The 22,570-nt window shown below is 33.6% G+C and carries 17 protein-coding genes, 1 tRNA gene and 1 pseudogene; 15 read left to right on the plus strand and 4 right to left on the minus strand.

The annotated features are described in order from the left end of the window. Window positions 1-29: 29 nt before the first annotated feature. Window positions 30-1,214 carry an IS110 family transposase gene (locus G7034_RS01690; RefSeq protein WP_166399234.1) on the minus strand — a complete coding sequence of 395 codons (1,185 nt, stop codon included), beginning with the start codon at window positions 1,212-1,214 and terminating at the stop codon, window positions 30-32. A gap of 448 nt (window positions 1,215-1,662) precedes the next feature. Between G7034_RS01690 and G7034_RS01695 the strand changes: the two genes are divergently transcribed. The 7 genes and pseudogenes from G7034_RS01695 to tnpA all read left to right on the plus strand — a co-directional run bounded on the left by G7034_RS01695 (window position 1,663) and on the right by tnpA (window position 7,377). After that, a complete protein-coding gene (locus G7034_RS01695; RefSeq protein WP_166399235.1) occupies window positions 1,663-2,736 on the plus strand; it encodes a 2Fe-2S iron-sulfur cluster-binding protein in 1,074 nt (357 codons plus the stop codon). Between the two features lie 381 nt (window positions 2,737-3,117). Next, entirely contained in the window at window positions 3,118-4,095 is a 978-nt protein-coding gene (gene paaA / locus G7034_RS01700) for a 1,2-phenylacetyl-CoA epoxidase subunit PaaA (RefSeq protein ID WP_394351931.1), read from the plus strand. 211 nt (window positions 4,096-4,306) lie between these two features. Continuing rightward, window positions 4,307-4,591 (plus strand): 1,2-phenylacetyl-CoA epoxidase subunit PaaB, encoded by a 285-nt coding sequence (paaB, locus tag G7034_RS01705; protein WP_166399236.1) that lies wholly within the window; start codon window positions 4,307-4,309, stop codon window positions 4,589-4,591. A 19-nt stretch (window positions 4,592-4,610) separates the two neighbouring features. Further along, a complete protein-coding gene (gene paaC / locus G7034_RS01710; RefSeq protein WP_166399237.1) occupies window positions 4,611-5,366 on the plus strand; it encodes a 1,2-phenylacetyl-CoA epoxidase subunit PaaC in 756 nt (251 codons plus the stop codon). Between the two features lie 250 nt (window positions 5,367-5,616). Then, window positions 5,617-5,997, plus strand: a complete 381-nt coding sequence (locus G7034_RS01715) for a GxxExxY protein (RefSeq protein WP_166399238.1) — start codon at window positions 5,617-5,619, stop codon at window positions 5,995-5,997. Window positions 5,998-6,262: 265 nt separating this feature from the next. Then, window positions 6,263-6,763 carry a 1,2-phenylacetyl-CoA epoxidase subunit PaaD gene (gene paaD, locus G7034_RS01720; protein WP_166399239.1) on the plus strand — a complete coding sequence of 167 codons (501 nt, stop codon included), beginning with the start codon at window positions 6,263-6,265 and terminating at the stop codon, window positions 6,761-6,763. 182 nt (window positions 6,764-6,945) lie between these two features. Further along, window positions 6,946-7,377: pseudogene (tnpA, locus tag G7034_RS01725) on the plus strand (IS200/IS605 family transposase). A gap of 267 nt (window positions 7,378-7,644) precedes the next feature. On the opposite strand, the gene G7034_RS01730 reads toward tnpA, so the two are convergent. Continuing rightward, a tRNA-Arg gene (locus G7034_RS01730) sits at window positions 7,645-7,718 on the minus strand. A 61-nt stretch (window positions 7,719-7,779) separates the two neighbouring features. Here G7034_RS01730 and G7034_RS01735 point away from each other — a divergent pair. After that, complete coding sequence (locus G7034_RS01735; protein WP_166399240.1) at window positions 7,780-8,292, plus strand: adenine phosphoribosyltransferase; 513 nt, start codon at window positions 7,780-7,782, stop codon at window positions 8,290-8,292. 123 nt (window positions 8,293-8,415) lie between these two features. Here the strand turns inward: G7034_RS01735 and pheT are convergent, their stop codons facing one another. Beyond that, window positions 8,416-10,842 carry a phenylalanine--tRNA ligase subunit beta gene (pheT, locus tag G7034_RS01740; protein ID WP_166399241.1) on the minus strand — a complete coding sequence of 809 codons (2,427 nt, stop codon included), beginning with the start codon at window positions 10,840-10,842 and terminating at the stop codon, window positions 8,416-8,418. A gap of 282 nt (window positions 10,843-11,124) precedes the next feature. Between pheT and G7034_RS01745 the strand changes: the two genes are divergently transcribed. Further along, window positions 11,125-13,533 (plus strand): TonB-dependent receptor plug domain-containing protein, encoded by a 2,409-nt coding sequence (locus G7034_RS01745; protein ID WP_166399242.1) that lies wholly within the window; start codon window positions 11,125-11,127, stop codon window positions 13,531-13,533. Here the strand turns inward: G7034_RS01745 and G7034_RS01750 are convergent. After that, window positions 13,530-15,863, minus strand: coding sequence for a hypothetical protein (locus G7034_RS01750; RefSeq protein ID WP_166399243.1), 2,334 nt, complete (start codon window positions 15,861-15,863; stop codon window positions 13,530-13,532). The two genes, G7034_RS01745 and G7034_RS01750, sit on opposite strands and share 4 nt — an antisense overlap. 310 nt (window positions 15,864-16,173) lie before the next feature. Here G7034_RS01750 and pdxH point away from each other — a divergent pair, with 310 nt between their 5' ends. The 6 genes from pdxH (at window position 16,174) to G7034_RS01780 (ending at window position 22,532) form a co-directional block, all read left to right on the plus strand. After that, entirely contained in the window at window positions 16,174-16,818 is a 645-nt protein-coding gene (gene pdxH / locus G7034_RS01755; RefSeq protein WP_166399244.1) for a pyridoxamine 5'-phosphate oxidase, read from the plus strand. Window positions 16,819-16,972: 154 nt separating this feature from the next. After that, window positions 16,973-17,461: a SixA phosphatase family protein gene (locus tag G7034_RS01760; protein WP_166399245.1), complete on the plus strand. Its 489-nt coding sequence runs from the start codon at window positions 16,973-16,975 to the stop codon at window positions 17,459-17,461. Further along, window positions 17,462-19,531, plus strand: coding sequence for a polyphosphate kinase 1 (gene ppk1, locus G7034_RS01765; protein ID WP_166399246.1), 2,070 nt, complete (start codon window positions 17,462-17,464; stop codon window positions 19,529-19,531). It abuts the gene before it with no gap. 12 nt (window positions 19,532-19,543) lie between these two features. After that, window positions 19,544-20,440, plus strand: coding sequence for a Ppx/GppA phosphatase family protein (locus G7034_RS01770; RefSeq protein ID WP_166399247.1), 897 nt, complete (start codon window positions 19,544-19,546; stop codon window positions 20,438-20,440). A gap of 3 nt (window positions 20,441-20,443) precedes the next feature. Continuing rightward, the gene (locus G7034_RS01775; RefSeq protein ID WP_166399248.1) at window positions 20,444-21,028 is read left to right on the plus strand and encodes a PH domain-containing protein; all 585 of its coding nucleotides are present in this window, start codon (window positions 20,444-20,446) and stop codon (window positions 21,026-21,028) included. Next, a complete protein-coding gene (locus tag G7034_RS01780) occupies window positions 21,015-22,532 on the plus strand; it encodes a PH domain-containing protein (RefSeq protein WP_166399249.1) in 1,518 nt (505 codons plus the stop codon). The genes G7034_RS01775 and G7034_RS01780 overlap by 14 nt, the downstream gene beginning before the upstream one ends. Window positions 22,533-22,570 lie beyond the last annotated feature (38 nt).

A 22,570-nucleotide genomic window follows, 5' to 3' on the forward strand; every position in this document is an offset into this window, starting at 1 on the left:
AGGTACTATCTTTAAATCCAAACATTTTTTTAATTTTCAACCATAATTTTTTTATCTTTGATTTTACCGAGAGGAAGCATACTTTGATCACTCACTGGATGTTTACCTTGTATAGCCAAACTTTTTGTTTGGCTATTTTTTTCGCCTCTTTCAGAGGCGTACCGAGAGGAAAGCTCCTTCTCCTCCTCTTGGATATTTTTATTTCCTTTATTTTGATAATTAATATCAAAGGGTTCGTTTTTTTTCCACAAGTAATAAATTGTTAACAATAATTTTTTTTGAACAGCGACAATACCTTTCATTTTGATGCCTGTTCTTTCATAAACTCTAAGGTAAAGGTTCTTAAAAACTGTCCCTTCTGAACCTATTGCTATTAACGATGGCATGTGTAAAATTCGTCTAATCCTTGAGTTTCCCTTTTTCGATATTTTTGTCTTGCCTTTATGAGAACCTGATTGATTTTCTACAACATCATACCCAGAATAACTCACTAGTTGCTTGTAATTTTTAAACAGATTAAATCCATTTGTTTCTGCTATAACAGTAGCTACAGAAAGTATTGATAATCCTCTAACTGTGCAAATATTCTCTACTTTTAATTTTAGCTCCTCATCACTTTTTATGACTTCTTCGATAGCAATTTCTGTCTTTGTTTTTTGCTTTTCTAAGAAACGTATATGGCTTTTCATTTGCTTAATCACATGCTTGTTTGATAAAGCTGATTGTTCTTCTGCATGTAGCTTATTCTTTTCTACCGTAATCGATTCCTGAATGGATTGATACTGTCGTGTTAAAGACCTTAGGCTTACAAAAACATCTTTAGGTCTAATCCATTGAGATAAATTTTGTTCTGCCCCCATTTGTGCCAAACCTTTAGCGTCTATTTTATCATTCTTACTTTTTAAGCCAATAGATTGTAAATACTTTTTTGCTTTGTTTGGTAAAATAATAGAAACTCTATACCCTGCATCATCTAGATAATAAGCAAGTTCTTCGTGATAAACACCAGTAGCTTCTAAGCTAACAACTATTGGAATAGACTCTTTTTTTGTCCATTTATCAATCCATTTTACTAGCTTTAAAAAGCCTGCTTTTGAATTAGAAACACTACAAGAAGACTTAACCTTCACGCTTTGATTACAGTCTATCGTGCTTATACAAGCATCTACTTTTTTACTTGACACATCAAGACCTACTGAAAATTTTAAATTCATAATAAAAGTATTTTTTGCGTAATAATCATTAAAATTTTTCTCTAAGACTTTGCTCATGTAATACAATATCTATAACTAAATTATAGTATTTAGGTACTATTGAATCTTTAAGAAAAAGACTAGGATAGATTTGCCTTTATCAGCATTATCAATCAATGATTGTAACTAGCCCGCAAACAATTTGCTACCCTAGCTTTAATGATTTAACTGTTTAAAAATACAAAGATATGAGCCCGTAAAGTCTGAGCTTAGTAAAACACAAGCCCCAAAGCGACCGGTAGGAAGCTCTTGGGGTGAAGATGTTTTGCTTAGTGAAGGCTGCGGACTTGTAATGAATAGCGGGTTCTTGGCTCCTGAAATTTCTGCACCGTAAAGTTTAACAGCTTTTTTTTGATTGGTTAACTAACAATTGTTAGTTTTGTAAGTGTAGATTTAAATAAACGACTAAATGGCAAGGTTTTATCCTTTAAAAGTGAAAGATATATATAAAGAAACGGAGGATTGTTCGGTGGTTTCGTTTGAGGTTCCCGAGGAATTAAAAGAGGAGTTTCAATACCATCAAGGGCAACATTTAACTTTGAAAAAGTTGATTAATAACGAGGATGTTCGACGATCGTACTCGCTTTGTTCAAGTCCGGTTGAGGGCGAATGGCGAGTAGGAGTGAAGCAAATTTTTGAAGGAAAGTTTTCTAGTTTTATTAATCAGGAGTTGCAGAAAAACGACTTGTTGGAGGTGATGCCACCCTCTGGTGATTTTGGTGTTGATTTGCAGCCAGAAAATTCAAAAAATTATGTGTTTTTTGCTGCAGGAAGTGGAATTACTCCGGTACTTTCTATGATAAAAACACATTTGGCGAAAGAGCCGATGGCTAATTGTCAGCTGTATTACTTGAATAGAAACGCAAAATCCATTATCTTTAAAGAGGAAATTGAACAGATTAGAAATACGTATTTTGGAAGGTTTGAAGTTAACTACTTTTTAACGCGCGAACAACGTGATATTGAACTATTTAATGGTAGGTTCACGCCTAAAAAAATACAACAATTGGCTTCTACAATTTTAGATGTAGAATCGGTTGACGAATGTTTTATTTGTGGTCCTGAGGAAATGATTTTTATGATTCGTGATGAATTGTCTAAGCTAGGATTGGACAAAGCTAATATTCATTATGAATTATTTGTAACAGGACTATCTGAAGCGGATAAGAAACGAGCAGAAGTGGCCATGGCAAAACGAAAAGATGGTACTAAAATTACTATTTTAGATGGTGGTAAAGAGTTTCATTTTGATATGACCAAGGACTACGACAATATTTTGGATGCGGCCTTAGCCGCTGGCGCTGATTTACCTTTTGCCTGTAAAGGCGGGGTTTGTAGCACCTGTAAGTGCCAGGTTAAAAAGGGTGACGTAGAAATGAAAATTAATTACGCCCTAGAAAAAGATGAGGTAGCCAATGATTTTGTGTTGAGTTGTCAGGCTATTCCTACTTCAGATGATGTGGTGTTGGATTTTGATGTGTAATTAGAATTAAGTATTGCGTACAAACTGTTAAGTTTAGGATATTGAGATATAGTTATCTAGTGATGGGCTTATAGTAGAAGAAATGAGATTATACTTGTTTTTTTATTGTGCTTTGTGTTAATCTTAACCACTTAGCGAGAATATCTAGATGAACTGATAGAAGATGAGAAATTAGAAACTAGAGATTAGAAAGTTGTAGTAACATATTTATAACTCTGTGTTCTTTGCGAATTTCTTAGTGAGCTTTGCGTGAAATAAGTCTTCGTGACTTAGCGAGAAACAGTAATAAAATACAGAAAAGCTTGATAGTTAAAATATTAAATAAAAAATTGAATAAATAAAATATAATTTTGTATATTATTGATTATTAAATAAAAAGCTATGGAAAATCAAGAAAAAATGAATAAAGAGAAGTTGAAGAGCATGGAAGCGATTTTTGAAGCTAAAATTGCTAATGATGAGAAAATAGAGCCTAAAGACTGGATGCCTGAAAAATACAGGAAAACCCATATAAGGCAAATATCTCAGCATGCACATTCTGAAATTGTAGGCATGCTTCCTGAAGGAAATTGGATTACAAGAGCGCCTTCTTTACGAAGAAAAGTGGCTCTTTTAGCTAAAGTTCAAGATGAAGCAGGGCATGGATTATACTTGTATTCGGCTTGTGAAACTTTAGGAATTTCGAGAGAGGAAATGTATGACCAGCTCCACTCTGGAAAAGCTAAATATTCGAGCATTTTTAATTATCCAACGCTTACATGGGCTGATATGGGAGCTATTGGTTGGTTGGTTGATGGTGCCGCAATTATTAATCAGGTGCCATTGTGTAATACTTCATTTGGTCCCTATGCTAGAGCTATGGTGCGTGTATGTAAAGAAGAAAGCTTCCACCAAAGACAAGGTTACGAAATTATGATGACGCTCTGCAACGGCACACAAGAGCAAAAAGATATGGCGCAAGATGCTTTAAATCGATGGTGGTGGCCATCTTTGATGATGTTTGGCCCAACCGATGATGAGTCAACACACACAGAGCAGTCGATGAAATGGAAGTTAAAGCGTAAAACCAATGACGAGTTACGTCAGCAGTTTATTGATCAAACTGTTCCCCAAGCTGATATACTTGGACTAACTGTTCCAGACCTTGATTTAAGATTCAATAACGATACAGGTCACTACGATTTTGGGAAAATTGATTGGGATGAATTTTGGCAAGTAGTGAAAGGTCACGGTAGGTGTAATAAAGAGCGTATTTCGGCAAGAAAAAACGCCTGGGATAACGGAAAGTGGGTACGTGATGCCGCCGTAGCTTATGCCGAAAAGCAATCCGATAAAGAGGAAGTGAAGAAAGCGGTTTAAATTGAATTTATTACGAATTACTAAGAAATGAGATATTAGAGATGAGATTTAAGAAGTTAGAAAATAGAGATTAAATAATCTTTGCGTACGCTGCGACTTTGCTGTAATAAAAGCACAAAGTGCTGAGTACAAAGTATTATAATTTGAATATTATAAATTTCTTAGTGTTCTCTGATTGAAAAATAATGACAATTATTAAAAACAAAATAATATGAATAAAAACTGGCCCCTTTGGGAAGTATTTGTACGAAGTAAAAACGGCTTAGAACATCGGCATTTTGGAAGCTTACGTGCCGCAGATGCAGAAATGGCATTAAACAATGCGCGCGATGTTTACACCCGTAGAAGTGAAGGCGTAAGTATTTGGGTTGTTGAATCTAAAAATATTAAGGCTTCTAATCCAGAGCACAATGGCGAGTTGTTTGAGCCAGCAGCCGATAAAGCCTACAGGCATCCAACCTTTTATAATTTGCCTGATGATATTGAACACATGTAAGTTCGGAAAATAAGAAAAAATGACAAACGAAAATTTAATTCAATACCTCTACGGAATTGCTGATAATTCCTTAATCCTTGGACAACGCTTAGGTGAACTTTGTGGTCACGGTCCAACTTTAGAAACAGATATTGCTTTAACCAATATTTCATTAGACTTATTTGGTCAAGTAAGAAGTTATTTTCAGTATTTAGCTGAATTATCTAAAGATGACTTAACTGAAGATGACCTTGCATTTCTTAGAAAAGAGCGTGAATATAAAAACCTACTTTTAGTAGAGCAACCCAATACTGATTTTGCATACATCATTGTAAGGCAATACTTTTTTGATGTTTTTCACTATATGCTTTTAGAAAAGTTGCAAGATTCTAAAAATGTAAATCTTCAAGGCATAGCTAAAAAAAGCATTAAGGAAGTTGCTTATCACCAACGATTCTCAGGCGATTGGCTTTTGCGTTTAGGTGATGGTACTGAAGAAAGTAAGCAAAAAGTTCAGCAAGCGGTAAGTGACTTGTGGGTGTTTACAGATGAGTTATTCCATGTTACAAAAGATGATGAAGCTGTAATAAAGGCTGGTCATGGAGTTGATGTTCGTTTGTTGAAAGATGATTATTATGCAAAAATCACCAATCAGCTTAAACAAGCTACTCTAGAAGTTCCAGAAACTAAATACTTCCAGAAAGGCGGAAAACAAGGAATTCACTCAGAACACATGGGTTACATTTTAGCAGATATGCAATTCATGCAACGTGCTTATCCTGATATGAAGTGGTAGGTTTTTTAGTATTCGGTACAAAGAATTAAGTACAAAGAAAATGATGGTATAAGAGGATTGAATGGTAAGCCTCTAGTCAGGCAGATAGTTTTGTGGTTATAGTGAATTCACCACAGAGACACGGAGTGCACAGAGTTCAATAGACTTAATAAAGTTAATTTGTATTGTAAAATCTTCGTGTCCTTTGTGCCTTTGTGGTTTTAAAGGAGGTGTTTTAACCACAGAGACACGGAGAAAAAATTAAGTAAAAATGACAGAAAATCAAATTTCATCCGAAATTATAGGAGCAGCCATTGAAGTTCATAAACAGTTAGGACCAGGTTTATTGGAAAGTGCTTATGAAACTTGTTTGGCATTTGAATTACGAAAAAAAGGTTTTAAAGTTGAGCGGCAGCTTGCTTTACCATTAATTTATAAAGATGTAAAATTAGATGCAGGCTACCGAATTGATTTGCTTGTTAATGATAAAGTAATTATTGAAGTGAAAAGTTTGGACGCATTGGCACCAATTCACACAGCTCAAATTCTTACGTATTTAAAACTAAAGGATATAAAACTGGGGCTATTGATTAATTTTAATTCGGTGGTGGTTAAAGATGGGATAAAACGAGTGATAAACGGTTATTTATAAGCATGGAGAAGTAAAATAAGCCTTTGTGGTCTTCGTGTCTTTGTGTTTAAATAGGTTGGTTGAGCACCACAGAGACACAGAGTACACAGAGAAAGAAAAATTACTTTAAAATCGAAGTTATATTGAATTTATACACTAATCTTTGTGCTCTTTGTGCCTTTGTGGTTTTAAAGGAGTTGTTTTAACCACAGAGACACGGAATGCACAGAGAAAGAAAAAGAATCAGATAAATCGTAAAAAATCGAAATTATAAATATCTTGAAAGATGAACACAACACAAGACATAGACCCAAAGATTTATTCTATTTTAAAGGATGTCTCCGATCCGGAGATTCCTGTATTGTCGATTGTTGATATGGGAGTTGTTCGTTCTGCAAAGCTTTTAGAAAATAACCGAGTAAAGGTAGAAATCACACCAACTTACAGCGGTTGCCCCGCCATGGATGTGATTGGTGATGATGTAAAAAAAGCCTTTCAAGATAAAGGTTATCAAGCCGAAGTAAAACTTATTTTATCGCCAGCCTGGACCACCGATTGGATGACCGATGAAGCAAAACAGGCCTTAAAAGAATACGGGATTGCACCACCTATGGATGCTACTTCAGATAAAGAAGCCTTACTTGGAAACAAGAAAATTATTGAATGTCCTCAATGTGGTTCTACAAACACTAAATTAGTAAGTCAGTTTGCATCTACCGCTTGCAAAGCTATGTTTAAATGCGAAGATTGTAAAGAGCCGTTCGATTATTTTAAGTGTTTGATTTAATTATACATTAAATCAATTGCGGTGCACTTAATTTAAACTTGGTTGTTGAATAAATTTTCATCAGCGAAAGCACATCCTGAAATACTGTGGAAATCTGTGCAATTTATTGGTCTCAAAAATAGTTAAAACTAGGGACTTTAGTGCATCTCGGTTTAGCTTCTAAAAACACTTACCTTTGTTATATGAATAATCAATGGGTAAATGGATATATTGTTTCGAGATTAACAGTGCACTTGGTTTGGAGCACCAAGTATTGCTATTCAGTTTTAAATGGAGATATTTAGAAGTGTTGACGTGAGATTCTGATTCAATTTTGTGATGCCGAAAGTATTAGTATATTAAAGGCAGTTGTTAATAAAGATCATATTCACATGCATGTAGAGTATCGCCCCTCGCAAGACATCAGCACTTTAGTAAAAAAGCTAAAAGGCAGAAGCTCAAGAAAACTCCAACAAAAGTTTCCAAAATTACAAAAGCGCTATTGGGGCAGCTATTTTTGGGCAATAGGTTTGGGATGTTAGAGTACGGGCAACATAACTGATGAAATGGTAAGTGAATACTTGGAGCATCATCGGAAATCAGGTAATGACTCAGATAATTTTATACTTGAGTAATCACGTACAGCTGAATTTCAGTCAGGATAAAACCTATGGACTTCAAGTCCAAAGTGGTTTAGTTCCATCCTTCACTTACAAAAGCTTAGCGCTTTTATTTTTAAGCAGGATTAGATATCCTGAAAGAGTTCACTGCTGGAAATACAAAACCACTGCTTTCGCAGTATTGGTTTTTATTTTCATCCTTCACTTACAAAAGCTTAGCGCTTTTGACGTTTGTATGAAAATAAAAACCACACTTTTTCAAGTGTGGTTTTGTGCTTGTCGTGACCTCGGCAGGATTCAAACCTGCAACCTCTTGAGCCGTAATCAAGTGCGCTATTCAGTTGCGCCACGAGGCCTTTTTTTGAGTTGGCAAATATAAGCTAAATTCGTATATTGACAAATTTTAAGCACAGAAATATGAAAGAAATTCAGCATTACATAAGAGAAATTAACGACTTCCCTAAAAAAGGAGTGGTTTACAAAGACATAAGTCCGCTTCTTGGAAACATAGAGGCTATGCGCTTGGCCGTTGATAAGTTAATTGCAAACTTGCCTCACCAAAACATCGATAAAGTGGTAGGGATTGAGTCACGTGGATTTTTCCTTGCTACATTGTTAGCAGACCGGCTTAATGCAGGCTTCGTACCAATCAGAAAACCAGGAAAACTCCCTTACAAAACTTATCAGCAAAAATATGATTTAGAATATGGACATGACCAACTTGAAATTCATCAAGATGCTATTCAGATGGGAGAGAAGGTATTGATTCACGATGATGTGTTAGCAACAGGAGGTACTGCTGAAGCAGCTGTGAAGTTAGTTAATCGTTTTGATGCAGCTATTGTTCAGCTTAATTTTATAATTGAAATACCATTTCTAAACGGGAGAGAAAAAATAAAAAAACAGCAGGTTTTTGTTCTTCAGGATTAAGCCATATAAGTGATGATTAAATTTAGGTACTTGATAAATTTTAAATTTAATTGTAATCAAAAAGGAGAACTAATTGTATAATTAATTCTCCTTGCTATTAAGCGTAATTGATAGGATAACTAATTATCTTAAACTAGCTCCTAACTGTTTTTCAAATTGTTGTTGAAATTTAGACATTAATTTATCTACCTGCTTGTCGGTTAAGGTTTTATTTTCATCTTGGAAAATAAATTTAATGGCATAACTTTTCTTTCCTTCAGGGAGGTTTTTTCCTAAATAAACATCAAACAAATCGACTTTTTTAAGTAGTTTCTTACCTAATTTAAGCGCAATTTCTTCTAATTCATTAAACCTTATATGTTCGTTAAGAAGTAATGCAAAATCTCTTCTAACGGCAGGGTATTTGGGTATTTCTTCAAAAGTAAACTGATTGGTTTTTGATGCTTCTAACATTTCGTCCCAATTAAAATCGGCAAAAAGGACTTCTTGTTCAATGTCAAACTTCTTTAAAATTGATTTTTGAACAGTACCAAAACTCACCAATGCTTTCTTGTTATAGAAAATTGTAATAGCCTCGTTAAATACACTTGATTTGGCAGTTTTAATTGTTGTTGATTTGATGCCTAATCTTTGTAAAATACTTTCAACAATCCCTTTAAAATAGAAGAAATTAGTTTTTTCTATTGCATTAGTCCAAGATTCTGGATTTTTATTACCGGTGACCAGCAAGGATAAATGCTTAGGTTCTTCGTATTTTTCAGTGTATTTGTGATAGGTTTTTCCGAACTCAAAAAATTTGAGATTTTCATTTTTACGATTCAAGTTATAGGCAATGCTTTCTAATCCAGAAAACAGCATGCTTTGTCTCATTACTGCTAAATCTTGACTAAGCGGATTTAGCATTTCTACTTGATTTTCTGCACTAATTGTGTTAGAAAATTCTGTGTATTTAGCTGTGGTTAAAGAGTTAGACATAATTTCAGAAAACCCTTTACCTACCAATTGTTGTGCAGTTATCTGCTGTATTTTATGATCATCAAATTTATTAGTCAATGAAACAGAAACATTAAACTTTTCATTTAATGGAATATTATTATAGCCATAAATTCTTAATATTTCTTCAATAACGTCAACTTCTCGTTGAACGTCAACCCGGTATGCAGGAATGGTTAAACCTAAACCACTTTCAGTTACATTATTCACTTTAATTTCTAAAGAGGATAAAATGTTTTTAATAACATTAGTGTCTATTTCGTGACCAATCAAATCATTGATTTTTTTGAAACTTAAAAACACCTGAAAATCTTCAATTTTTTTAGGGTATAAATCGTCAATATCACTGCTCACTTTTCCGCCAGCAATTTCCTGAATTAATATAACAGCTCTTTTTAAGGCATATTCAGTGATGTTTGGGTCTATACCTCGCTCAAACCTAAATGAAGCATCGGTATTTAATCCGTGTCTTTTAGCTGTTTTTCTTACACTTACGGGGTCAAAATAGGCGCTTTCTAAAAATATAGAGCTGGTATGTTGGGTAACTCCAGAATCTAATCCACCAAAAACACCAGCAATGCAAAGTGGTTTTTCTTCATCGCAAATCATTAAATCATCTTCGTGAAGTTCACGTTCTACTTCGTCAAGAGTAATAAATTTCGTTCCCTTTTTTAAAGTTTGAACAACAATTTTATTTCCTCTTATTTTATCTGCGTCAAAGGCATGAAGTGGTTGCCCTAATTCATGCAAGACGTAATTTGTAGCATCAACTATGTTATTGATTGGTTTTAGACCAATTGCTTTTAATCTATTTTGAAGCCATGTTGGCGAGGCTTTTACGCTAACCCCAGAAATAGTTATTCCAGCGTACCTAGGTGCCAATTTGCTTTCTTTTACTTCTATGGCTATTTTTCTACTCCTTTCTTCTACATGAAAATTACTTATGGCCGGAGTATTGAGCGGTGTATTTTTATCTAATTGAATTAATCCAGCACGCAAATCTCTAGCTACCCCCCAATGACTCATCGCATCAGCGCGGTTTGGAGTTAGTCCAATTTCAAAAACTTGATCAATTTCAACTTCAAAAATATCTTTTAGGGGAGTTCCGGGCTGAAAGTCTTCAGCTAAAACCATAATTCCGTCATGACTTTCCCCAAAGCCTAATTCGTCTTCGGCACAAATCATCCCATGGCTAGCTTCACCTCTTATCTTTCCTTTCTTTATTTTCCAAGCTTCGCCTTTTTCATCATAAAGTGTTGTACCAATAGTAGCTACAGGAACTTTTTGTCCTTCGGCTACATTGGGCGCACCACATACAATCTGAAGCTCTTCGCCCTCACCAATGTTTACTTTAGTAAGTTTCAGCTTGTCGGCATTGGGATGTTTTTTACATTCAGTCACATGACCTACAACAACGCCTTCAAGTCCTCCTTTTACAGACTCAAAATTAGTTACGCCTTCTACTTCTAGCCCTAAATCGGTTAGTAGTGCGTCTGCTTCGTTAGTGCTTAAATCGGTATTGATAAACTGTTTTAACCAGTTGTAAGATATCTTCATAAGTTATTGTAAAATATCTGGCAAATATATAAAACCAAATCAAAAACTAAGTTGGATTCAGGGGTTTTATGTGGTTCAATTTATAGCTTACTTTAGACACTTAATTAAGCTAGTTTTAAAATCTCAATTTTAAATCAGATTATGAAAAGAATTTATAGTTATTCAGTATAATACCTTTACTTTTGTGCGGGATTGGTTGTAGGCATGGATTTTAATTTCAATTAAATGCTTCCCCTTGTTGATTTACTCAACTTAGACACCTAACTATTGTATTATTGATTCATGAGAGTGAAATTTTTTTCTTTCTTCTTTATTTGCTTTAATTTCATCGCTTTTTCTCAAGAAGTGTATGTTGCTGATTTAGGTAATAATAGTCCTATAGAAGGAGTGCAAATTTCTACTCTATCTGGTGATACTTTAACAACCAATGCTGAAGGAAAGATAAATTTGAGCTCCTTGAAAGCTCAAGACGAAATACAATTTAGTCATCCTAACTTCCAATCTTTAAAAACAAGTTATTCAGGTTTAGTCCAATCTGATTTTAAAATTTACTTGATTTCCAGGAATATAGCATTGGATGATGTGGTGGTATCTGGTTCGCGATGGCGACAAGCATCCAATAAAATTCCAGCGAAAGTAACAAGCATTTCAGCAAAGGAAGTCCAACTTTACATGCCTCAAAATGCGGCAGACTTACTTGAAACTTCTGGAAAAGTTTTTGTTCAGAAAAGTCAGCAGGGGGGAGGTAGTCCAATGATCAGAGGTTTTGCGGCTAATCGTTTGCTTTACAGTGTGGATGGTGTACGAATGAACACTGCTATTTTTAGAGGCGGAAATATACAGAATGTAATTAATCTGGATCCTTTTGTAATGGAGAGCACAGAAGTTTTGTTTGGTGCCAATTCTGTGATTTATGGAAGTGACGCCATGGGAGGGGTAATGAGCTTTCAAAGTTTACAACCTGAGTTATTTCTAAGTGACGAAATTAAAGTGAAAGGAAATGCAGTTGTTAGACATTCTACCGCTAACTCAGAAAAGACAGGTCATTTTAATGTTCGTATTGGAGCCAAAAAATGGGCTTTTGTAAGTAGTTTTAGTCGTTGGGAATTTGATGATTTAATACAAGGTAGAAGCGGACCAAAAGATTATTTAAAAACTCAACACGTTAAACGAATAGACGGAGCAGATGTTGTAGTTGAACAAGACAATCCTAGAAAACAAGTACCCTCCGCTTATTCGCAATTCAATACACTCCAAAAAATAAGGTTTAAACCGAATGAAAAATGGGATTTTCAATATGCTTTTCATTTTTCAGAGACTTCCTCATTTGGGAGGTATGACCGACATAACAGATTAAGAAATGGGCTTCCTCAATATGCACAATGGGATTATGGTCCGCAACAGTGGATGATGAATCATTTAAGTTTTTCCTATAAAAACGAAGCCTTGTTTTTTGATCAAATGAATTTTAGTCTAGCTCAACAATCCTTTGAAGAAAGTAGAATTATTAGATTGCTTAACTCAAACACGCAAAGACAACAAGTTGAAAATTTAAACACCTATGCATTGAATATCGATTTTAAAAAGAAACTAGGAACCAAAAACACACTTTATTACGGTACAGAATGGGTGACTAATTTGGTTGATTCTAAAGGCGAATTAACCGATATAAATTCAATGGAAACTGAAACAGGACCTGCTCGATATCCTGAAGCTACGTGGCAATCTGTAGGAATATATGCAAAAAATGAATATGTGTTTTCTAATCAATTATTGTTGTTAGCGGGCTTGCGCTACAACCATTTTAGTATTGATGCAGATTTTTCCAACAACTTAGCTTTTTACCCACTTCCCTTTGACCATGCTCAAGTAAATGATGCTGCACTTACGGCAAGTATAGGAAGTGTTTACACGCCTTCAAATGATTGGGTTTTGAAAGCCAATTTTGGTACAGCTTTTCGATCGCCTAACGTGGATGATTTAGGAAAAGTTTTTGATTCTGAACCCGGAGCAGTCACCGTTCCTAATCCAAATTTAGCTGCTGAATATGCTTATAATATTGATGTAAGCTTAAGTAAAATTATAGGAAAGCATTTAAAAGTGGAGTTGGATGCTTATGCAACATTACTCAATAACGCAATGGTGCGGAGAGATTTTCAGTTGAATGGACTAGATAGTATATCGTTTGAAGGAACCCCTAGTAAAGTTCAAGCCATACAAAATGCATCGAAGGCTAAAATTTACGGTTTTCAACTAGGTATGGAACTTAAAGTCTTAAAGAATTTAATTTTTACATCCGATTTAAATTATCAGATTGGTCGTGAAGAGATGGAAGACGGAAGCACAAGTCCTTCTCGTCATGCACCTCCTTTTTTTGGAGTAAATCGCTTACAGTATAGAAAAGCTAAGTGGACGGTCGAGCTCAATACTTTTTTCCAAGGAGAAATGAGTTTTGAAAACCTTGCTTTAGAAGAGCGTTTAAAGGATGAGATTTATGCCAAAGATGCTAATGGAAATAATTTTTCTCCTGCCTGGTACACACTCAACCTAAAATCATTGTATAAGTTTTCATCTTCTTATGCTGTAAGTTTTGGCGTAGAAAATATAACAGATCAACGCTACAGGCCTTATAGTTCAGGTATATCTGGTGCAGGTTTAAACTTTGTTGCTTCTGTAATGATTAATTTTTAGTCAAACAGATTGCTTTTTAATTGGTAGTTGATTGGCAAGCTAATTAGTTTTCCTTGGTCGGTAATTCCTTCAATAAAAAACTTATAATTTTTAAAATCTAAATTTTTCATTTTGATCACAAAATCTCCGTTATTACTTATTACTTCTGGCTCCCAATGAAGTCCAGCTATCAGTTGAAATTTATTAGAATTTTGATAAATATAAGCAGGAGTATAAAATGCTTTAGGTTTAGTATAACCTTCCTCCATAGTGATTTCGGTTATCCTTTTTTGGTATTTTGCTAAATTACGCATATGTGTAGCAAATTTTAGTCGAATAACACCCCCAGCTCCCCACATTCCCTGACCTAAACCATTTTTGTCAATCTCTATGCTTTCGAAATCGGCTACCAGTCTATTGCTTAAAACACTTAAATCACTTACACGACCACCATTTATTATTACTTGTGGCGGCGGTGTCTGTGGAATATTCGGTCGTATTATAAATTGGCTTCCTGTGTCGGTAACGCGGTAGCCTCTATACCTTAAAAAATCTGATAATAAGGGAAAGCTGTCTGCTAATTCATCAGTTACTTCAACTTTTTTTCCTCTCAATGAACTTAAAAATTCCTTTTTTTCTTCTTTAGTGGCTTTAGCTTTTACAATAACATCTTCTAGCAGCTCGCCATTTTCAAAGGCTTTAATTTCTGTTTGCTGTTGAGTTTTTGGTTTAAAATTGTAATCTGCTTTTTCTGCATGCAGTTTAATTTTCGGAAAATTAATTAGTGTATTTACCTTAAATTTTGGAGCGGGATAATGTTTTCCTTTTTTATCGAAAGTAGAAAAACTATACGTTGTCTCTTTTATGGGGAAAATTTTATTTGTTTCTATTTTTTTTGTTTTATCTAAATCGAAAACCTCGTCCTCATTAATCATGTTTTCAAATATCAAAAAGAAGCGTCTAAAGTTTTTGGTTTTTTGTAAAAAAAATAGTTCCTGATTAATTCCTTGCTCTCTTTTAGAAACATCAATAATTTCATGGTTTAAGATAGCATCCCAATTATACCTGCTCCAGCCTTGATTGAGTAGTAAGAGGTCTAGATTGTATTGTTTTTTAAAATCAATATCTTTAAAATAGGAATTGGGTTTTTCTATGTTTCCTTTGATGTATGGCGATAAAAGTAGTTTGGAAATAATGCTGTGTTTAGGCTGGTTAGCTATAGAGTTTTGATGAAGTACAGAGGCGCTTAGATTGGTATATTTATTTTCTAATTTTTCTATTGAAAAAGAAAATTTGATAGAGTCTAAAGCTTCATTAAATCGATCTTTTATACGAACATCTGCTTTTTTTATGTAGTTGTCTTGATGCCTGAAAATTAAACGTTCTGCAATAGGTTTGTTTTTGTAAAATAAAGTAATTGTATTAACGCCCGTAAATAAATTATTGATAGGAAGTTTAAATTGTAATTCTTGACCTTGTGAATGCTTACTTAAATCAACTTCAAAGTTTTTTCCAGCCTGATGTATTAAAAGGTTAAAATGCTGAAAGCCTTCTTTGTTTAAGTTCTGACTGATTTTAATTATATGGTAATCCTTCTGTATGTGGGTTGAGATAATTCCTCCTTTTTCTTGAATACCTTCAATTTCTCTAACAAATTTTTCTTGATTTTCAGTAGTTATTTCTAGGGTATAATTCTTTCCTTTTTGGGGGGTTAAGTTGAAAGCACCCATTCCAAAATCGTTGCTTTTAAAACTGCTTATTTTTTTTCCTTCTTTAAAGACTTCAGCATTAAAAGCTACACCAATTCCTTGCTCATTGATGGCTTTTACACCGTAACGATGTAAAAAATCGTAAATTCCATAACCTGATTCGGGTAAAATTTGAACGTCGATAGCTGTATAAGTTTTTACAGATTTTTTATTTTCAATTTTTTTAATGATTTCTATAGGAATTTGGTGATTGAGGTGTTGAAGCTTATTTTGGTTATTGTAATTAGTAGAAAAGTACAAATAATATTTTCCTGGTTCAAAATCTTCATCAATTTCAAATTGACCAAAGCTTATACCATTTTTCACATAAAATATGGCTTCCTCTATTTTTTCTTGCTTTTCATTTAATAGTGTTAGATACAAATTTCCTACTTCGTTTTTTAAGAAGTTTGTTTTTCGGTTAATGAGGTAATTTTTAAACCATATAGTTTCCCCTTTAATAAAATGAGTTTTGTTGAGATGTGTAAAGATAACCTCTCCATCATTTTCAAAATAGTTGACTAATTTATTATCAATAAATTTTTGGGCAGTTAAGCTTGTTGAAGTACAACAAATAAGTAAGGCAATAATAATTTTTTTCATAGATGAAGTGTTTTGTCACAAAGATATTATTTAATTAAAAGTTTGCAAATTAAATTTTGTGTTCTATGTTTAAGTCCTAGCCCCGGTAGTAGCGGTTATCTTTTTGTTTTTGTACTTAGCCAGAAACGAGTAAAAAAGCGACCTTAGAAGCTCTTTTTATGAAGATTGATGGCTAGTAATAAACACAAAAAATAAAAGCGAATAACGGGTTCTTGGCTTCAAAATAAACATTTAGATTTGTAAAAGTATTCACACTTATTTGTTTTAAAGTTGTTTTTTAAAGCTTATCTTTATGCTGAAATTTGAGTTTATGAAAGAGAGTTTACATAACTATAGAAAATCTTATGAAAAAGGGGCGCTAACTTTAGAAAATTTAGACGCAAACCCTTTACAACAATTTAGAAAATGGTTTCATGAGATTGATGATAGTGATAGTGTTGATGAAGCCAATGCTTTTAGTTTGAGTACAATTGGAGAGGATGGTTTTCCGAAAACAAGGGTGGTTTTGCTAAAGTCTTATAATGAAAATGGCTTCGTGTTTTACACCAATTACCAAAGTGAAAAGGGAAGAAGTTTACTGATGAATAATAAAGTGTGTTGTTCGTTTTTTTGGCCAGCTGCAGAACGGCAAATCATTATTAAAGGGACTGCAGAAAAATTACCTGCTGCGGTTTCTGACGCTTACTTTGCTTCACGCCCACGCGGTAGTCAGTTAGGTGCTATGGTTTCAAATCAAAGTGAAGTGATTAAAAACCGTTCTGTACTAGAAAATCAATTGAAAGCCTTAGAAGATAAATATGAGGGAAAGGAATTAGAACGACCAAGTTATTGGGGCGGATTTTTAGTAAGGCCCATCAGTATGGAGTTTTGGCAAGGAAGACCTAACCGTTTACACGATCGATTTCGATTTCTGTTGGAAGACTATGATTGGAAAATTGAACGTTTGGCGCCTTAAAATTTTTATGGCAAAGCTATATTAATTGCTGTTTGTAGAAATAAAGTAGGGGAGTTGAGTTCTTTTTAAACAGGCTTTTAAGCTGTGCTGAAATTTTAGTAAACACCTAATGATTTTTTACCTTATTGGTAAGCAAAATTTAATAAAGAGAAGAATGAAAGAACTTATTTTAATAAGACACGGGAAATCTGCATGGGATAATAATTTTCAGGACCACGACCGACCTCTGCAAAAAAGGGCTTATAAGGATGCTGAATTAGTGGCTAAAATTTTGAAAAAGAAAGCTGACTTATCTTCTTATAAAATGATTAGTTCTACTGCAGTAAGGGCTAAAACAAGCGCACAATTACTTGTTGAGCAATTGCGCATTCCAGCTAGTCAATTTTCTTTAGATGAAAAGCTTTATAATTTTGATATGTTTGATGTTTTGCATTTTTTAAAGTTAGTTCCAGATCAAATACAACGCCTTATTTTAGTTGGGCATAATCCAGCTTTTACAGAAGCGGCTAATTTTTTAGGCGATAAGTATTTTTCTTATATACCAACAACAGGCTTAGTAAAATTGCAATTAGATTCAGAAAATTGGTCTAATTTACAACGTGGAACCACAGAATTTTTTATTTTTCCCAAAGATTATAGATAAATGAATCATAAGAAATATACCAACCGAGAATTAAGTTGGCTTCAATTTAATGCACGTGTTTTGCAGGAAGCAGCAGATGTAGAGGTGCCTTTGATAGAGCGCCTTCGATTTTTAGGGATTTTTTCTAACAACTTAGATGAGTTTTTTAGGGTGAGATATGCCGCTATTAAACGCGCTAAACACAGTGATGATGTTTCTAAGAAAAAGTTAGGCGGTTTGAGTGCAAAACGATTGCTTACAGAAATCACCCAAATTGTAATTAAACAACAGGCCGATAGTTTAGAAATTTTAGCAGCTATTCAATCAAAATTAGAGCATCATAATATTTTTATTGTTGATGAAAATCAAATTAAAGGGCATCAAAAGGATTTTGTGAAAGATTTTTTTCTCCAAAAAGTGAGTCCTGCGCTTGTAACCATTATGCTTAATGATTTAAATGAAGTACCTAAATTAAAAGATTCTGCCGCTTACCTAGCCGTGAAGTTAATCGACCAGTCGGCTAAAAAAAGAAAAACCCGTTACATACTCATTGAAATTCCGAATAATGTTGAGCGCTTTATTGTTTTACCTCAGGATGAAGATAAGAAATATGTGATGCTTATTGATGATTTGATTCGTTACAATTTAGACACACTTTTTAATATTTTTGATTACAAAGATTTAAGTGCGCACATGATTAAAATTACTCGTGATGCTCAATTAGATTTGGAGGGTGATTTCAACAAGAGTTATATTGAAAAGATTATTGACGGTGTAAAAGACCGGGTTGACGGTGATCCTGTTCGTTTTGTTTACGACCAAAATATTGATCAAGACACCTTAGATTTTTTGCTTGATAAAATGCAAATTGATGATGCAGATAGCATTATACCTGGTGGGAGATACCACAACCGAAGAGATTATATGAAGTTTCCAGATTTAGGTGCGAAGCATTTGCTTTATGATAAAATTCAACCCTTGCCCATTAACGGATTAAAACTTCATGGTAGTTTGTTTAAGCATATACGTGAAAAAGATTATTTACTTTATGCACCTTACCATACTTTTTCTTATGTGGTAAAGTTTTTAAGGGAAGCTGCTTTAGACCCAAAAGTGAAATTTATAGGAATAACTATTTATCGTTTAGCAGAAGTTTCTCACATTGCAAGCTCGCTTATTAATGCTGCTAAAAACGGCAAGAAAGTAATGGTTTCTATTGAATTACAAGCTCGGTTTGATGAAGCAAACAACATTAAATATGCCGAACGAATGCAACGTGAGGGAATTCAATTAGTATTTGGAGTAACGGGCTTAAAAGTTCATGCTAAAGCTTGTTATATTGAACGTGTAGAGGAGGAGGAAAAGGTTAAACGATATGGGTTTATAAGTACAGGTAATTTTAATGAAAATACAGCAAAAATTTACACCGATTATACTTTATTTACTTCAAACTCTTCCATTCTAAAAGATATTAAAAAAGTGTTTGAATTTTTTGAAGTTAATTATAAAATTAAAAAATACAAGCATCTAATTGTTAGTCCACATTACACTAGAGAGCGTTTTGAAGAGCTAATAGACCATGAAATTGAAAATCAATTGCAGGGTTTACCTGCGGGAATAAAGTTTAAGATGAATTCGCTTTCCGATTATCAAATGATTGACAAACTTTATGAAGCTAGTCAGAAAGGGGTTAAAATTCAATTAATAATCCGTGGAATATGTTGCTTGAAACCTGGCGTTAAAGATTTAAGCGAAACTATTGAAGTAATTAGTGTAGTAGATAAATTTTTAGAACATCCAAGGTTGTACATCTTTGAAAATGGAGGCGCGCCTAAATTTTATATTTCGTCTGCAGATTTAATGACACGAAATTTAGACCACCGTGTAGAAATTTCTTGTCCAATTTATGATGAAGACATTAAAAAAGAACTTTTAGATACTTTTGAAATTTGCTGGAACGAAAATATAAAAGCTAGATTATTTTCTCCTAATAAAGTGAATAAATATAGAAGGAATGGGCAAAAAGAGGTGAGAAGTCAGTTTGCTACTTACCAGTATTACTTAGATAAATTGGAAAAATTGAATTCTTAAGAAAAGAAACACGTGTTAGAAATTCATAAACTTGGCGCCATAGATATTGGATCGAATGCTGTACGACTTCTAGTTTCTACAGTAACAAAGCCAGAACATAAACCAACTAACTTTAAAAAAACTTCACTTGTAAGAATTCCTATTCGGTTAGGAGCCGATGTTTTTATTAATGGCAAAATTTCTGATGAGAATTATGCCAGAATGTTAGAAGCCATGCAAACTTACAAGCACCTTATTAATCTTCATAAAGTTACTAAATTTAGAGCTTGTGCTACTTCTGCTATGCGTGATGCTTCTAATGGAGAAGAGTTAAAAAATGAAGTGTTTCAAAAAACAGGTATTGATATTGAAATAATTAATGGAAAAGATGAAGCAGCTATTATTGCTGCTACCGATTTACATAGTTTAATTAATGATGACTCTACCTACCTATATGTAGATGTTGGAGGAGGAAGTACAGAGTTGACCGTTTTTTCTAAAGGAAAGACAATCTCTTCAAAATCCTTTAAGATAGGTACGGTACGACTGCTTAATAACCTGGTAACTGAAACTGATTGGAACGAGTTTAAGCAGTGGATTCAAAGTCGTTTGTCAGGGTTTACGAAAGTAAATTTAATAGGTTCTGGAGGCAATATCAACAATATTTTTAAAAACAGCGGAAAAAAAGCAGGCAAACCGCTTTCTTATTTTTATTTAAGCTCTTACTATCAATTGCTCAATTCACTTACTTACGAAGAACGAATTTCTGAACTCCAGCTTAACGAAGATCGAGCCGATGTAATTATTCCAGCTACCAAAATTTACCTAACTGCAATGAAGTATAGCAAAGCTAAATCGGTTTACGTTCCAAAAATTGGTTTAGTAGATGGAATTATCAAATCTATTTATAATGAAAATAAGAAATCATAACTAATGGAATTTAGTAACTTAGAAGTTAATTTAGCAGAAATACCCGATTTTAAATCGGTTCAATTACATCCTGTAGCCAAAAAGTACAAAACAGTTCTTTGGTTAGGGTGGCTTGTTCCTTTTTTGATTCTAATGCCAGCTCCAATAATTGTTTATTACTTATGGCCAATTCCTATACTTTACTTGCTTGGTATTTACACTGTATTAAGCTTTATTTTTTTGTTAACAGGAATTGAAATTCATAAAGGTTTTGCCCGAAGAAAATTTGGTTTACGTGAATTGGATATAATTCATCAAAAAGGTTTTTTTGTTTTTACTGAAACCGTGGTTCCTTTTAAGCGAGTACAACATGTAGAAATTAAACAAGGTCCATTGCTTAGATTTTTTCAACTTTATGCCTTGAAATTATATACAGCTGGAGCCTCAACAGGCGATTTAGTAATTAATGGTATTCCGCTAGGAACTGCCGAAAAATTAAAAGCTAAAATTCTTCAGGTGGCAGCTATTGAGGAAGATTTATACACTTCTGAGATAGCTCAGGACGAAGAACAAAAATCTAATATAACCAAGCCTGATGAAAGATTATGATTTTTCAAAAGCACAGCTTCAGGATTTTAGAGGCGTATTTATTATATTTTTTGCCAATGTAGTCCAAAAAATACGTCGTTACTTTTTTGCTTTTTTTGTTCCTTTACTCAATGCAAACTTTAGGGCTTTTATCTTCAATTATTTTATTTTAGCCATTTTTATAGTCGTAGCGTTTTCCTTTGGTTATGCCTATTTGCTATATATAAAGTTCAAATTTCAAATTAAAGGACAATCTTTTCACCTAAATCAAGGGGTGATAAAACGCAGTAGTATTGAAATTCCTTTTGAGCGTATTCAAAATATAAACATTGAACAAAATATTTTTCAACGCTTTTTAAATGTGGTTGGTTTTCAAGTTGAAACAGCGGGAGAAGGAACAGCTGAAATTAACATTAAAGCGCTGCGAAGAGAAAAAGCAGTAGCTTTAAAAAATCAACTTTTAGAAGATGTAAAGAAAGTCAATCCTGAAGTAGAATTAACACACACCCATTCACCTGAAGTTGAATATTCTTCCTCGTCAAAACCTGCTAACGAATTAATGGAATTAGATTTTATTTCTCTCTTTAAGGTGGGGGTAAGCTCTAATTTTTTAAAAGGACTTAGTTTGCTACTTCTCTTTATAAGTACATTGTTTAATTTTTTCTTTGATGTATTATCTCATTTCTTAACTATTGATTTTGAAGAAGATTTTTTCAATCGAATTCCTGAAACACTAACTTTTGCCTTCATTTTTATAGCCTTTTTATTGTTCTTAGGTTTTTTAATAACGGTTTTATCGGTTATGGTTAAGTATTTTGGACTTCGTGTAGTGCGTTTGAGAAATAATTTTGAGGTTGAATACGGATTAATTAAGCGCGTTAATCAAGTAATTAAAAAGAACAAAACCCAAGTGGTAGAGATTGATACTAATCCAATAAAAAAATGGCTTAATATTCAAAACCTATTTGTGAGTCAAGCCTCATCAGTAAGTTTAACTAACGCCCAAAAAATTGGCTTGGTGGGCATAACCCCGTCTCAAACCAATATTTTTTTTGAAGCTATTTTTGATAGGCCACGAAGTCAGTTATTTACTTATATAAGAAGTAGCTTGAGGTATATCATTCGTTTGTTTTGGCGTCAATCTGTAGTATTTACAATTGCTTTTTTAGTAGGGCAATACTTTTTAGGTTGGGTACATTCTAGTATTATTGCTTTTTTCATCGCATTCATTCTAGGAGTGGTAAATTATTTAGCTTACAGAAAATCTTACGTAGGAGTAAGTAAGGATTTAATAAAAATTGGCGGGGGAAGCATCAATACATCTACTAAGTATTTAGCTTTGTATAAAGTTCAATCAGTTTTTATAAAGCGAACTATTTTTCAGCAGTTTAACGCTCATGCAGATTTGGTAATTTATACAGCTTCCGGAAGAGAAGTAATAAATTATTTGCCTTACCAACAAGCCATTCAAATACAAAATTACATTTTATATCGACTAGAGCGAAGTAGTGAGTCTTGGATTTAATAGGTTTTTATTTCTTTTGGTTTTAACTAGAAGAAGCT

This window comes from Psychroflexus maritimus (assembly GCF_011089875.1).
Taxonomy (GTDB): Bacteria; Bacteroidota; Bacteroidia; order Flavobacteriales; family Flavobacteriaceae; genus Psychroflexus; species Psychroflexus maritimus.

What these genes read in the sequence shown, in the direction of transcription:
- G7034_RS01750 (WP_166399243.1), bottom strand. Translation starts at nt 15,863, where the DNA reads ATGAAAAAAATTATTATTGCCTTACTTATTTGTTGTACTTCAACAAGC.
- paaB (WP_166399236.1), top strand. Translation starts at nt 4,307, where the DNA reads ATGAATAAAAACTGGCCCCTTTGGGAAGTATTTGTACGAAGTAAAAAC.
- paaD (WP_166399239.1), top strand. Translation starts at nt 6,263, where the DNA reads ATGAACACAACACAAGACATAGACCCAAAGATTTATTCTATTTTAAAG.
- G7034_RS01760 (WP_166399245.1), top strand. Translation starts at nt 16,973, where the DNA reads ATGAAAGAACTTATTTTAATAAGACACGGGAAATCTGCATGGGATAAT.
- pheT (WP_166399241.1), bottom strand. Translation starts at nt 10,842, where the DNA reads ATGAAGATATCTTACAACTGGTTAAAACAGTTTATCAATACCGATTTA.
- paaA (WP_394351931.1), top strand. Translation starts at nt 3,118, where the DNA reads ATGGAAAATCAAGAAAAAATGAATAAAGAGAAGTTGAAGAGCATGGAA.
- G7034_RS01695 (WP_166399235.1), top strand. Translation starts at nt 1,663, where the DNA reads ATGGCAAGGTTTTATCCTTTAAAAGTGAAAGATATATATAAAGAAACG.
- ppk1 (WP_166399246.1), top strand. Translation starts at nt 17,462, where the DNA reads ATGAATCATAAGAAATATACCAACCGAGAATTAAGTTGGCTTCAATTT.
- G7034_RS01690 (WP_166399234.1), bottom strand. Translation starts at nt 1,214, where the DNA reads ATGAATTTAAAATTTTCAGTAGGTCTTGATGTGTCAAGTAAAAAAGTA.
- G7034_RS01745 (WP_166399242.1), top strand. Translation starts at nt 11,125, where the DNA reads ATGAGAGTGAAATTTTTTTCTTTCTTCTTTATTTGCTTTAATTTCATC.
- G7034_RS01780 (WP_166399249.1), top strand. Translation starts at nt 21,015, where the DNA reads ATGAAAGATTATGATTTTTCAAAAGCACAGCTTCAGGATTTTAGAGGC.
- G7034_RS01775 (WP_166399248.1), top strand. Translation starts at nt 20,444, where the DNA reads ATGGAATTTAGTAACTTAGAAGTTAATTTAGCAGAAATACCCGATTTT.
- G7034_RS01715 (WP_166399238.1), top strand. Translation starts at nt 5,617, where the DNA reads ATGACAGAAAATCAAATTTCATCCGAAATTATAGGAGCAGCCATTGAA.
- G7034_RS01735 (WP_166399240.1), top strand. Translation starts at nt 7,780, where the DNA reads ATGAAAGAAATTCAGCATTACATAAGAGAAATTAACGACTTCCCTAAA.
- pdxH (WP_166399244.1), top strand. Translation starts at nt 16,174, where the DNA reads ATGAAAGAGAGTTTACATAACTATAGAAAATCTTATGAAAAAGGGGCG.
- paaC (WP_166399237.1), top strand. Translation starts at nt 4,611, where the DNA reads ATGACAAACGAAAATTTAATTCAATACCTCTACGGAATTGCTGATAAT.